General features: G+C 34.8%; 13 protein-coding genes and 1 pseudogene. 7 read left to right on the plus strand and 7 right to left on the minus strand.

Features of this window, described 5'->3' with window-relative positions; translation table 11 throughout:
• Positions 1-69: 69 nt before the first annotated feature.
• The 4 genes and pseudogenes from OOL01_RS05515 to OOL01_RS05535 all read left to right on the plus strand — a co-directional run bounded on the left by OOL01_RS05515 (position 70) and on the right by OOL01_RS05535 (position 3,920).
• Positions 70-2,360 (plus strand): annotated as a pseudogene (locus OOL01_RS05515) (phage tail tape measure protein).
• Positions 2,360-2,707, plus strand: coding sequence for a phage tail protein (locus OOL01_RS05525; RefSeq protein ID WP_264686534.1), 348 nt, complete (start codon positions 2,360-2,362; stop codon positions 2,705-2,707). Before OOL01_RS05515 ends, OOL01_RS05525 begins: the two are co-directional and overlap by 1 nt.
• A complete protein-coding gene (locus tag OOL01_RS05530) occupies positions 2,704-2,913 on the plus strand; it encodes a tail protein X (RefSeq protein ID WP_343327296.1) in 210 nt (69 codons plus the stop codon). The genes OOL01_RS05525 and OOL01_RS05530 overlap by 4 nt, the downstream gene beginning before the upstream one ends.
• On the plus strand, positions 2,910-3,920 hold the full coding sequence (locus OOL01_RS05535; RefSeq protein WP_264686535.1) for a phage late control D family protein: 1,011 nt from the start codon (positions 2,910-2,912) through the stop codon (positions 3,918-3,920). The genes OOL01_RS05530 and OOL01_RS05535 overlap by 4 nt, the downstream gene beginning before the upstream one ends.
• Positions 3,921-4,070: 150 nt before the next feature.
• Here the strand turns inward: OOL01_RS05535 and OOL01_RS05540 are convergent, their stop codons facing one another.
• Positions 4,071-5,093 carry an IS110 family RNA-guided transposase gene (locus OOL01_RS05540; RefSeq protein WP_070357039.1) on the minus strand — a complete coding sequence of 341 codons (1,023 nt, stop codon included), beginning with the start codon at positions 5,091-5,093 and terminating at the stop codon, positions 4,071-4,073.
• A 327-nt stretch (positions 5,094-5,420) separates the two neighbouring features.
• On the opposite strand from OOL01_RS05540, the gene OOL01_RS05545 reads away from it, so the two are divergent.
• From OOL01_RS05545 to OOL01_RS05555, 3 genes are all read left to right on the plus strand, one after another.
• Complete coding sequence (locus OOL01_RS05545; protein ID WP_214303457.1) at positions 5,421-5,966, plus strand: ankyrin repeat domain-containing protein; 546 nt, start codon at positions 5,421-5,423, stop codon at positions 5,964-5,966.
• 67 nt (positions 5,967-6,033) lie between these two features.
• Positions 6,034-6,255, plus strand: a complete 222-nt coding sequence (locus OOL01_RS05550; RefSeq protein WP_214303297.1) for a hypothetical protein — start codon at positions 6,034-6,036, stop codon at positions 6,253-6,255.
• A gap of 14 nt (positions 6,256-6,269) precedes the next feature.
• Entirely contained in the window at positions 6,270-7,184 is a 915-nt protein-coding gene (locus OOL01_RS05555) for a patatin-like phospholipase family protein (RefSeq protein WP_264376222.1), read from the plus strand.
• Positions 7,185-7,279: 95 nt separating this feature from the next.
• Here the strand turns inward: OOL01_RS05555 and wmk (OOL01_RS05560) are convergent, their stop codons facing one another.
• The 6 genes from wmk (OOL01_RS05560) to OOL01_RS05585 form a co-directional block, all read right to left on the minus strand.
• Positions 7,280-8,215, minus strand: coding sequence for a WO male-killing family protein Wmk (gene wmk / locus OOL01_RS05560; RefSeq protein ID WP_264686536.1), 936 nt, complete (start codon positions 8,213-8,215; stop codon positions 7,280-7,282).
• An 89-nt stretch (positions 8,216-8,304) separates the two neighbouring features.
• Complete coding sequence (gene wmk / locus OOL01_RS05565; protein WP_264374906.1) at positions 8,305-9,213, minus strand: WO male-killing family protein Wmk; 909 nt, start codon at positions 9,211-9,213, stop codon at positions 8,305-8,307.
• 117 nt (positions 9,214-9,330) lie between these two features.
• Positions 9,331-10,602 carry a group II intron reverse transcriptase/maturase gene (gene ltrA / locus OOL01_RS05570; protein ID WP_264686537.1) on the minus strand — a complete coding sequence of 424 codons (1,272 nt, stop codon included), beginning with the start codon at positions 10,600-10,602 and terminating at the stop codon, positions 9,331-9,333.
• Positions 10,603-10,645: 43 nt separating this feature from the next.
• A complete protein-coding gene (locus OOL01_RS05575; protein WP_264686538.1) occupies positions 10,646-10,795 on the minus strand; it encodes a hypothetical protein in 150 nt (49 codons plus the stop codon).
• Positions 10,796-11,174: 379 nt separating this feature from the next.
• A complete protein-coding gene (locus OOL01_RS05580; RefSeq protein ID WP_264376223.1) occupies positions 11,175-12,362 on the minus strand; it encodes a hypothetical protein in 1,188 nt (395 codons plus the stop codon).
• 170 nt (positions 12,363-12,532) lie between these two features.
• On the minus strand, positions 12,533-13,198 hold the full coding sequence (locus OOL01_RS05585; RefSeq protein ID WP_264376224.1) for a JAB domain-containing protein: 666 nt from the start codon (positions 13,196-13,198) through the stop codon (positions 12,533-12,535).
• Between the last annotated feature and the right edge of the window lie 55 nt (positions 13,199-13,253).

Here is a 13,253-nt window from a genome sequence, read left to right on the forward strand (position 1 = left end):
GGTTGAACAAATACTTGATATGGAGATTAATGAATTTATCTTATGGCATAAAGCAGCGAGGAAGGTACAATGTCAACATTATCTATAAAAATCGGAGCAGTTTTAGATGGCAGTTTTAATACTGTAATAAAGGGAAGTAGTAGTCAACTCTCTAATCTTGGTGAGAATATAAGAAAGCTTGATTCATCTTTAAAGTCAGTATCAAAGTTTAAACAGTTAGGTCATGATGTTTTGACCAGCAGGAGGTCGTGGAAGGGCTTTGAAGATCAAGTAAAATCTTTAGCTAAACAAATGAAAGCGGTGGAGAAACCAAGCAAAACTTTAAAAGCAGAGTTTGACAAGGCCAAAACCTCTGCAACAAAAGCAAAAGAAGCATATTTGAAAAAGAGAGATGCTTTACATTCATTTAATGAAGAAGTAAGAAAAAGTGGAAGAAATATTAAGTCATTAGTAAGTGACCAATATAAACTTGGCTCGTCCATTGAAGCGCTGAAAGGCAAGTATGGTAAGCTTGGGTCTGCAATACGTAGTCACCAAAGTTTTTTAGCAAGTAAGGCACATTTTAAGTCACAAATTATAGAGACTATTGGACTAGGTCTTTCGCTTGCAGCTCCGATCAAGGTTGCGATTGATTTTGAAAGTGCTATGGCTGATGTAAAAAAAGTAGTAAAATTTGTGCAAAATGACACTAAAGATGAAGCATCAAAGTTTGCTAAAGAATTAAAGAAATTATCTCGTGAAATACCCTTGTCAGCTGCAGAATTAGCACAAATAGCTGCAAGTGGTGGTCAACTTGGTATTGACAAAGATGATCTTATGAAGTTTACAACAGTAGTTGCTAAAATGACCACAGCGTTTGACATGTCTTCAGAAGAAGCTGGTAATGCTATTGCGAAAATATCCAATGTCTATGGAATTAAAGTTGATGGTATGGAAAATGTAGGTAACATAATAAACCATCTTTCAGATAATACTGCTGCCAAAGCTAAGGAAATGGTTCTTACACTGAATAGAATTGGTGGTAATGCTAAACAGTTTGGTTTAGAAATTGATCAAGCAAGTAGCTTAGCAAGTGCGTTCATAAGCTTAGGTAAACAACCTGAAAAAGCAGCAACTGCTATAAATAACTTTCTTAGTAAACTACAGACTGCAAGAGAGCAAAGTCCTGAATTTCATGATGCATTAGATGAGATGGGAACAAGTATAGAAGAGCTTGAATAAACCATTAAAAAAAATCCTCAAGAGGCAATATTACAATTTCTTGAAACTTTAAAAGAAATAGATGATCAAGAGCGTGCCGGTATTCTTATGAATCTATTTGGTGCTGGGTTTCAAGATGACATTGCTCTTTTAGTAGGAAGCTTAGACATTTACAAGAAAGCTATTGAACATTTAGCTGATAAAGAAAAATATAACGCTTCAATGAAGGACGAATTTAACAATCGGGCAAATACTACAGCTAATAAATTACAATTACTTAAAAATGCAGTATTTGAAGCTGGAATGAATCTAGGGTCAGTAATGTTACCTACTTTAAATTATGTAGCTGGAAGTTTGAAAACAATAACAGAGCGTATAGCTTCTTTTGCAGAAAAACATCCAACTTTAACTACGGCAATCATGAGTACTTTAGCAGCTTTGATAAGTTTAAAAATTGCAGCAGTAGGACTAGGATACGGATTTACATTGCTAGGAAGTACGATTTTTGGTCTGAAAGCAAACCTACTTGGAGTATTTTCATTTTTATCAGCTACAGTTTTTCCTGCAGTAGTAACAGGACTAAGAGCAATAACGTTTGCTGTAATGAGTAACCCGATTGGACTTTTAGTAGCAAGTCTTGTCACTGGTGCAGCTCTTGTTATCACTAACTGGCAAAAAGTGAAAGACTTTTTCTCTAGCTTTTGGAAATCACTCATTAAACCTATAGGAGAAACCTTTTCATGGATGGAAATACAGTTAGTAGCATATTTGCTGAGAATAGCCCGATTAGAAAATTTGAAAATAATAGAAATTCTGTTAATAAGCTTTCTAAAAATAGTATTTTCAGTAATGGAAACCCATTGACAAATAATAGTGCTATTAAACAATTTTCAGAAAATAGCAAAAGCAATTTTGAAAGTTTTAAAGTTAAAAGTGTTATAGAAGAAAAAAGAGCTATGGAGCAAGAAGAAGTTGAGAAAGCATTCAAGAAAAGTAGATGTGAAAATAGGGAATCGAAAGTATATAACCAAGCATTCTATCAAACGTTTAATATCAATATTAAGTCTGAAGATGTGCTCAGCGTTGCTGATGCAGTAATAGAAAGATTTAGAGAACAAGCACGTGGAGCACTTTTTGATATAGTTGAAGAGTTGCATTAATGTTGTTTGGAAAATGTAAGCTTGAACCAACAAGCCTAAGATACAGTAAAGAAGAAAGGTGGTATACAATTGAATGTATTGAAAAAACGTCGCTACAAAACATTGGTTCAGGAATTGAATGTATTGATTTAACAGGAGTGATTTATTCACGTTATCAGAGTAATGGCTTAGAACAGCTAAAAAATATACGTAACACTCAAGAACCACACGTTCTAGTTGATAATTCAGGAAGTATATTTGGAAATTTTGTCATTACTAATGTAGAAGAAAAGCAGATATTATTTTTTCCTGATGGAAAACCGAGAAAAGTTGAGTTTATTTTGAAGTTAAAAAGTTACAGTAAGTGATTTATTATTACACGAAAGAAAACGAAATGTTGGATTACATTTGCTGGAAACATTATGGATACAGTAGTGGAGCAGTGGAGGAAGTATTGCTTGAAAATCCAGGCCTTGCAGAATACGCAAGCTTTTTGCCCGCTGGATTAAGAATTAAGCTTCCTAAAATTCAGAAAATATCGAAAGAATCTGTCATAAATATTTTAGATGAATGACGCCAGACTTTGATATAGTAGCAAAAAATAACCCAGTAACAGAGGTTTTAAAAAAGAGTTTAATATTATTACGTGTTACTGATGGATCCGGTACTACAAGTGACGAAGCTGAGATATATATTAGTTATAACTCTAGCGCTTTAGAACTTAAGGGTAATTTACAAATTTTTCTCGGATACAAAGAAACAGGTTTATTGCCTATGGGAGTATATAAGGCAAATCAAATTACAATACAAAGTCCACCGCAAACTTTAAGAATAAAATGTGATGCTGCAAGTTTAAGAGGATCATTAAAGGAAAGAAAATCAAAGGAATGGAAGGACATTACCTTAGGAGATTTAATTAAAGAAATAGCACAAAAGCATGGGTATGAAGGTAAAGTCGCTGAAAGATTTGAAAATATATTTATACCACATATCATTCAAGCAGATGAAAGCGACATGAGTTTTTTGGAAGGGTTAGGGAAAAAATATGATGCACTAGTAAAACCAGCAGGAGGATATATAATTTTTATTCCAAAGGGAGAAGCAAGATCAGCAACTGGAAAGATGTTAGGCACAACAGTACTTACACCTAAAGATGTTATAAATTGGGAGGTAAATTTTAATGTGCGTAACAAATATGGATCTGTTATTGCAAAATGGCACAGTTATGAAAAGGGAGAAACTATAGAAGAGAAAGTGGGAAATGAGGGTCCAAGTTATACCCTGCAAACGCTTTACTCTACCGCAGAATCAGCAATTAGTGCAGCAGCAGCTAAGTTAAGACAACTAAAACGTAGTACATCAAACTTAAATGTAACTGTTCCTGGTAATCCAGAATTATTTGCAGAAGCTAAGATCAGCCTTTCAGGATTTTGTCAGGAAATTGAAGGTGAATGGATAATTAGCAAGGCAGAACATATTCTCAATAATAGATACCGTCTTGCAAGTCAACAAAAAAATTACAAAAATTGTTCAAGCTGTATCATAAAATTAAAAAATACTTCCAATTCACATTTTGTGTAACGGTACACAGATTATAGTTAGTGAATATGTTGATAAGTAAATTTCCGCTTTTTTGTACGTATAAAATTAATTTACTTATCAACATATTCACTAACCAGTTACAAAATTTGTGTAAGATACTATTTTACATAATTGGAGCGTTTTTTGATTTTAAAGCACTAAACTTTCAGCCAAACTCCTAGCTCTGTAGTTTTTGATATGATCTGGATCAAAAGCCTTCTTTGACCTTAAAACACCAAAAACAATATGGAGTAACTTACGCATTGCAGCTCCCACAATGGCCATGTTATGCTTGCCTTTCTCTTTTAACCTTTTGCAAAAAGTCATAATAGTAGGATTATGATTCTTAGCTACTATGGCAGGAAAGTACATTGCCTTACATAATGTTCGTGAACCGGATTTACTTAATCTGGGCTTGGCATGTACAGACGTACCTGACGTTATATTTCGTGGTATAGCTCCAGCATATGCTGCCAATTGCCTGGCATCCTTGAAAGCTTTTATGTTAGGAACTTCAGCCAAAATAGCTACTGCTGATTCTTCTCCTATTCCTGGAATGGTCAATAGAAGTTGAAAATTTTCCAACAATTCTTTGTGTTTATTTAATAGTTCACGTAAGGAGTTTTTTATTCTTTCTATTTTTTGTTTTATGTTCATTGCAAGGTCTTCCCAAGCATTTGCAACTTCTTTAGGCAGTCTCTCTTTTTTTTCTAAGTGGTTATTTACTAATGTCAATTCATCTTTTAACGCAGCCGAGCAACGATAAAGATGCTTTAATTTCTTTAACTCAGGAGAAGGTGGTGCCCAACGAATAGGTTCCTGTCTTTGGCAATAATCGGCAATTATCTCTGCATCAGTCTGATCATTCTTTTGTCGTATAAGCTTACTTTTTGCATAAAATCTTATACAAGCTGGATTAACAACACTCACAAAATGTCCAGTATTGTGTAGAAATTCAGCTAAGGCTTCACTATAACAACCAGTAGCTTCCATGCAGGCTTTTACTTGTTCTACATTATGCTTTTGTAGAAAGCTCAGTAAACCTTGAAACCCATGATCATTATTCTTGAAACTCCTTTTCCTGGTTTCACGTTTTCCTTTGTTGCTTATGAATGAAAGAGAAACATCAAAGCGATCTTTTGATATGTCTATACCCAAAAAGTTGTTGATCATATATAACTCCATACGTTACTATTAAAATGAAAAGTAAGGCTAACCTTGTGGATACAGAATTATAACCATTTAGGTCTTTCTACGATACCGTTCAGCCTATACTTTTGAGAAGGGAACTCTTGTCTACCACACAGATTTTATATCTAAGGAGATATTCAAAGTTCTTCCCTTCTCCACCTAATGCTTAAGCTTAAAACATCAGATGCTTTTGACAAGATACAAGGGGATATCAAACTATAGTAGAGGCAACAGTGAGCAAAGCTGTTTAAGTGAAACTTAAGCAAATGATTATTTAATTCTAGATGGGTATAATTATTGCAGTACTACATGAGCAGAAATGTAAGAAGGCTTTTTCATAAAAATTCAATTATACGTCAAGGAGAATTTGATGGATTAATTTTTCTTATAGTGCTAACGGTGTGTATTGTGGTTATATATTTTTCCTTGTTTAAAAAAGGAGATGAGAGTTACAGCGCCACATTAGAAATCGCAGCTAAGAACTGTGACTTGGAAACTGTGAAATCCTTGATAAAAGATAATATAAGTATTGGTGAAAAATCATTACGTTATGTTGCAGGAGAAGGATGTTTAGAAATCGTAAGGTTTTTAGTAGAAGATGGTATTGATATTAATGCTACTAATAAATTTAAATGGACAGCGCTACATTCTGCTGCAGATCAAGGCTATTTAGAAATCGTTGAGTTTCTATTAGAAAAAGGAGCGAATCCTAACATAAAGGATAGCAATGGAAAAAGCCCTAGAAGAATAGCTGTAATGGCATCAAGGCACAACAAAGATAAACCTTACAGAGAAATAATAAAGCTACTTGCAGAAGCAGAGGATCGATACAAATCAATAGAAAGAAATCACTAAAGCTGCAAGTTTTCTATAATCTGTATATAAACTTCTAAAACTATCTATAACAAGTTAATATTTTCACATGAAAAAGCAAAAAATCCCAATCACAGTAATAGTAACGATGGTAATACAGACCATAGCAACAATTTGGTGGCTCGCTAAGCTTGATTTAAAAGTACAAATTCATGATCAATTTATAGAACGAAATCACGAACTAATGGAAACAGTTTATCGACTTGAAGAGAGAGTGAAAAACCTCACTGAAGAAGTCAATGAACTTGAAGCTATTCACAAACACAAATAAGAACTAAATTTTCAGTGACAAAGTACATTTTATCTGTAGATGGAGGTGGCATTAGAGGGATAATACCTGCCATTATTCTAGCAGAAATTGAATCTAGGACAAAAAAGCCAATTTCCCAGATTTTTGATTTAATGGCAGGAACCTCAACCGGTGGGATTATTGTTGCTGGACTTTGTAAAAGCAATAAACTTCAATACTCTGCCAATGATTTGGTTGAACTTTACCAAGAGTATGGAGCATATATCTTTCAATCATCATTTTGGAGAAAATCAATTGCTTCTTGGCTGAGTGGTTCTCAGTACTCATATAGAAATATGGAATTTATTCTCAACAAATACTTTGGTGAAAGTACTATGGCCGATGTTGCGAGTAATCTACTACTCACCAGTTATGACATTCACAATAGTTGTGAATTTTTCTTCAAAAGTTGGAAAGAAGAAAACATTAAGTTAAAAGATGCACTCAGAGCTACAACAGCTGCTCCAACGTACTTCACACCAAAACGTCTGAAAATTAGCCAAACAGAGAGAGTGTTGATAGATGGCGGAGTGTTTGCCAATAATCCAGCGGCTTGTGCATATGCAAGTGGTAAAAGGTTATTTCCAAATGATGAGATTATACTGCTATCAATAGGTACTGGTGGAACAAATAGAAGTATAAAGTATGCTAACTCAAGGAGATTTGGCAAAATAGGGTGGATCAAGCCACTACTGAATGTGATGTTTGCTTCTGGATTGGATTGCGTTGATTATCAACTAGAACAAGTAATAGATGATAAATACATAAGAATACAATCGCAATTGAAAGTAGCATCGACTGAGATGGACAATATTACACTCAAAAATATCAAATCTCTTCAGCAAGAGGCAAATGCAATGATAAAGGACAACCAGAAATTAATAGATAAACTTTGCGATTTCATATCTTAATTTATACCAAGCAAAATTCAACTGAGCCAAAAAAGTTGGTTAGCAAATTCTACTGGTTAAATCATTAACTAACTTTACTTATATCTTAAACACATTCAATTTTCACACTCACCCAACTCATCAGCAGTTAGGCCACTTGCTCGCACAATAATATCAATAGCAACACCTTCCTTAACTAGATCTTTTGCAATCTTGATTTTCTCTGCTTTTTTAACCTTTTCTTTACCAGTTTGCATTCCTTCAGATAAAGATCTGGCTACCGTATCCAGTAATTCTTGATCCTCAATTTTTTCGCATTTACCTATAAACCGCAAAACTGGCTCATTTTCATATTCTGTTAGTCCAAGAGCTTTAATGTTAACTGATAATGTCTTTGCTATCTTATATAATATTTCAATTGGAATGTCTGTATATCCTCGTTCATAGTCGTGTATTTCTTTAGGTGTTGAACCGATTTTATTTGCCAAGTCCTCCTGAGTGTATTCCCGTATTAATCTCTGCTCTTTTATCCTTTTCCCCACTTTGTAGAGTATAGAATCAGTACAAATTTCTTTCTCTATATCATCATATTCATAAGTAGATAAGCGAGTCACTTGGGAAATAATATCAACTGAAACTCCTTCTTTCACTAGATTCTTTGCTACTTCTATTTTCGCTTCTTCTTGGCTAATTTTCTCGCTAATATATACAAACCTTACTAATGGATACAGCTTCTTGCGTAATTCCTGATCCTTAATTTCTCTATGTATTTTTGTTAGATAGACTATTTCTTTATCCTCATCTTCATACCAACTGTTTTCTCTTAGTACTGTTGGTCCTGGAAGTAGATCTATAACATTAACTGATAATGCTCCTGCTATTATATACGATTCTTTGATTGTAATAGCCTTGCACCCTAGTTCAAAGTTATGTATTTCCTTATATGTTAAACCAATTTTGCTTGCTAATTTTGCCTGAGTATACCCTTGTACTATCCTACAACCTTCTATTTTTTTCCCCAGCTCGTAGCTCAATATGCTCTGAATTATCATAGATAAATCCTCTAAAAGCTGTTTTTCCTACAGAAGCAAACATATATTCTATCACAAAAAAATCCACTATTGGCTAAGTTTTTATGAAATCACAAAAATTCCTCAATCATATAATTTGATAAGCCTGTCGTTTGCAAGATAATATCAACAGAAATTCCTTCTTTCACTAAATTCCTTGCAACTTCAATCTTCTTTTCCTCTCTGACCTTTTCTCTACAAACATGTATACCTTCAAATAAAGACTTGATTAGCATATCGCGTAATTCCCGACTCTCAATCTTTTTGTATTCTTCTATCAACTTTGATAGCTTTTCTTCCGCTTCACTATCCTCATCTGATTCGGGAAGTAGATCTATGATACTGATTGATAATACCTTTGCTATTTCATCTAACATTTCAAGTGAGACAGCAGCTCTCCCTTGTTCATACTCGTATATTCCTTGATTTGTTATGCCAACTTTATTCGCTAAATCTTTTTGTGTATATCCTCGTATCAATCTCCACTCTTTTATCCTTTGCCCTACTTTGTATGGAATGGGAATTTTGTTCTCCTCACACTCACCAATAGATAAGTTAGTTGTTCGAGAGATAACATGAGCAGAAACTCCTACTTTCATCAAACCCCTTGCTACTTCTATTTTTACCGCTTTTCTGCTTCTTTCCTCACTCAAACGAATAAATTTGGTTAATAAATAAAATACCTCGCTTAATTCTTTATCTTTATAACCCTTTACTAAATTTAATATTTCTTCATCTTCAAAATATCTTTTTTCATTTGGTAGCGTCTCTCCACAAACTAGACCTTTAACATTTACTGATAATGCTTCTGCTATAGCATATAATTTCTTAATTGGAATTTTACGACTCCCTTTTTCATATTGCAGTATTGCCCAGTACTTTACACCAACCTTCTCCGCTAAATCCTTCTGAGTATACCCTCTCTCTAACCTCCAATTTTTTACTTTTTGCCCTACCTCACAGTCTAGACTTTTTTCCATACAAAGAACCATACATATAATATTTTCTACTATAGCTCAAAGGCTCCAGATATAATGGGGAGAGTAGACCAGTGGAACTTCCCCTACCAGTCTCTCGCAGAACTGTACATAAACCTCTCAGCTTATACAGCTCCCATTATTTAGCCTTTTTGACCCTAAACCTAGTGTCCAATGATAGAAAATATTTGGAGACCTATCTCTCACCTTTCCTAGAAATTGTCTTGCTAGTCTTCCGTGACTCCTGAGTCTCTTATATTTCCTTTTGACCCACTTTTCTAGATGCCGCTCTACATTCTTTAGAGATTTGTAGACCTCAGTTCTGTAAAATTTGCCATAGTACTGATACCAGCCTCTGACTATTGGATTTACTTTTCCTGATATCTCCTCTAATGTTATATGCGTATTTCGTAGCATTTTCCATGATCTTATGGTTGTAGTAATCTTTTTCTTGGCCTTGTTGCTAATTGCTGGGAGAAATGAAACAAAATGCTTCCCTATTTTATTTCTTGCTAACCTGGGTCTGAATGTGTAACCCAGAAAATCAAAACTTTGTTTAGGAAATTCATCTCTCCTATTGTCATCCTTACAGTACACTATCTGTGTCTTTTTAGGATGTAATTTCAACCTATACTCAGCCAATCTCTCTTCGATCATTACTTTCACAAATCCTGTCTGTTTCTCTGTTCTGCAGTGCACTATCGCATCGTCCACATATCTCTCAAATGGTACCGTCGGATAGTTCTTTTTCATCCATATATCAAACACATGATGCATGAATATATTAGAGATGATTGGGCTAACTGAACCTCCTTGCGGAACTCCTTTATCCCTAACTACTTTACTGCCATCTGCAAGTTGTATAGGGGATTTCATCCACCTTTCAACATATAGTATGACCCATTTGCAGTCTGTGTGTTTCTTGATAGCCTGAAGTGCTAAGTCGTGATCCAGATTGTCGAAGAACCCTGATATATCAAGGTCTACCACCCAATCGTACTTCCAGCATCTCTTACGCGCTGTATCTACCGCATCCAATGCTGATTTATTCGATCTATAACCATATGAATCCTCATGGAATTTTGGCTCCACTAACGGTTCGAGATACATTGTTGCTGCTGTTTGCGCTATCCTATCTGATACAGAAGGAACACATAAAATTCTTTGTCCTCCTCCCATATCTTTCGGTATTGCTACAGCTTTTACAGGCTCTGGAAAATAACTTCCGGATGACATACGATTCCATAGTTTGTATAGATTATCTTTTAGATTTTCCTCAAACTTTGTTATCGAAACCTCATCTACACCAGCAGCACCCTTATTTCTCGATACTTGTTTATAAGCTCTCCAAATAAGTTGCTTCGGTATATCAAAAGACTTTGTTTTATTCATTAACTCCTCCCTTTCGGTTGATAAATAATTAAAACTAAATAACTCAGCCCCTTCGCTCCATTTCCATTACAGAAACTTCTTCACTACTACGAGCTGATCCGCCCCTGTTTTCCGCATCGGTACTCTCATCCTCAGAGATCAGCTCCTTGGATTTCTCCCTTATCATCGAAACGACAGGTTCCCGCAGTTCCACGCAATAGCCCAAAATAGATTCATGCCACCTCTATGCCGGACGCCATCTATCCAGTAAACAAGCTCCCGATAGATTTATCCCAGGTTAAGTCTAACCCCTGGTTTTGACATCATCCAATTCCTTTCGACACTTTATCAGTGGTTCATTTTCATTCATCTCTCTATTTTACACATGACGCATATTTGCGCCTTTTCCATAACGCTCACTACCTTAGCTTTTTACCAAAGCAGCTTATGGTTGTTTGAAGCCTGCTCTTGTAAGCCGGCTCCGAGGGGCCCACCCCCATCTATTGAGTAGCTTTTGCACTTAGTTTGCTCTTACTTGAACATTCCTTGTGTCTCTACGGCACACTAGACTCTGGAACCTTAAAATAAATGAATTAAAGCCCCCTAAAAGTTTCTTTACTATTTTCACGTACTTTATCTACCCATGAAGACAATTTTTCACTTGGGCTATCAACCTCCTTCATAAGCTGCTTGCTATTCCATATGCCACATCTCATAAAACTTCCCTTTTCTACTGCTTCTTTAAGTTTTACTCCAGCAAAAAGACAATTTTTTCCTATTTCTTCGCCTCTTTCTTGTAATTTAGACCACATTTCCTTATTTTCTACTCTGACTTGTACTTGATCATATTTTTTTACATCGTGGTACAATATAATATCTAGCTTACCAATGCTTGTAGGAAATTCTAATATAATAGAGCTTCCATCTGACATATCGATATAGTTTCTTATACCTCCCTTCTCACTTTTAACCTCAACTGCATCATTGCCAATTTTTAAAATATTACTTCCTAACTCTCTCAGTATTTTGGCTACCTCTACCTTGCTATCCCCAGAAAATTCTATATACGATGTTGTATTATCTATTTCAACATCTATTAATTCTCCTTCTTGCACAGCACTTTCTCCAGCTTTCTCTAGTTCTTCTAGTCTCTCATCTATCTGTGGCTGAACTTCTGGTTGTAGCTCATTATAGATTTCACCTATCAATTTATTCTCCAATAAAGTATCATGAAACTCTGCACCGTTTAGCATTAGTTTACGTATTAGCTTTTTACGATCAGCCTTATCAAATTTATGAAAATGTGTACCCAATATTACATACTCAGCAAAGCTCCATTCCCCATCATTACATGCATTTAGCCTTTCTCCAGATGCTAATACTTGGTCTATGGCTTTATGCAATTCATTTACGCTTTTTGCCTCTACTACAGAACTCTTAAACCAGCTTAACTTTTCACTTTCGCTTGCACTTGGCTTTATTTTTTTCAAAGCTGAAGTAAATGGATTTAAATATTCTGCTTGATCGTTTAAAGGTTTTGTACCATATATATAATCAAGCCCTTTTCCATAGTTGATTTGAACGTCTCTATTAGAGGAGGGCACTTCTCCAGGTTTTTTAGCCTTATTAATTTTGCCTACAAAGGTGGATTGCTCCTTAGTACGACCAATTCCTATAATCGCATTTGATATTTCACCCTTTGATAATCTATCAAGATCAACATTTAATTCGTAAACACCTCCTTCTTGATCATCAAAAGGTACAATTATTTTATTAACCATATTAGCCTCCGCTATTAAATATACTTTACTAAGTCTACAACCGACTTTATTACTTTATTATTAACTTAATATATACTTTTTCATTAATTATAAGCAATAATTAATGCATTTGCAAATACTTTCTTCATTCAAGTAGTTAAACAGCTCATGAAAATCTTCAAACATCTCCTTTATAACAGTCCTTGCTCTTTAAAGCTAAAATACCCAACACTTGTGATGATAATATGATCCAGTAACCTAATCCCTATAGTCTGACAAGCTTTAGCCAAGTCTTTAGTTACAGCTTCATCCTCATCAGATGGCTTTAACCTTCCTTCTGGGTGGTTATGCGATATTATTATTGACGTCGCTTTTCTTATTAATGCCTTTCTTGTTACTTCTCTTATGTAAAAAGGTACCTTATCTACTGTACCAGTAAACACTTCTTCCCCCTTTAAACGGCACTTTTGATCAAAATATATTATTTTCATCTTTTCCTCCTCTGAATAGCCAATACTCACCCTTAAATATTTTACTATGGTTTCCAAGTTATCCATTACAGGTCCTTTCTTTAACTCTTCTCTTGGTACTCTCTTTGAAGCTTCCTTTAGGCATAAAATTACTGCTACTGTAGAGTCAGTTATCCCTTCTATAGTTTTCAAGTCATCTATTTCCTGGCCTAAAACTCCTCCTATTCCAAAACTATCTATTAGCTTTCTAGCAATAATTCGAGCTTCTTCCCTGTCATGCACTGCACTTAGAAACGTTTCTATTACTTCACGATCAAGTAGTGCTTTACCGTTGCTTTCTAATGCTCTGAATTCTATTTCTTCTCTACGATCTTTCTTATTATTCATAAAAATTACCCTTCACTAATAACAAAATGTTTTTATATATTTACTGCTGTTTTTT

The sequence above is a fragment of the Wolbachia endosymbiont (group B) of Rhopobota naevana genome (assembly GCF_947250615.1).
Lineage (GTDB): Bacteria > Pseudomonadota > Alphaproteobacteria > Rickettsiales > Anaplasmataceae > Wolbachia.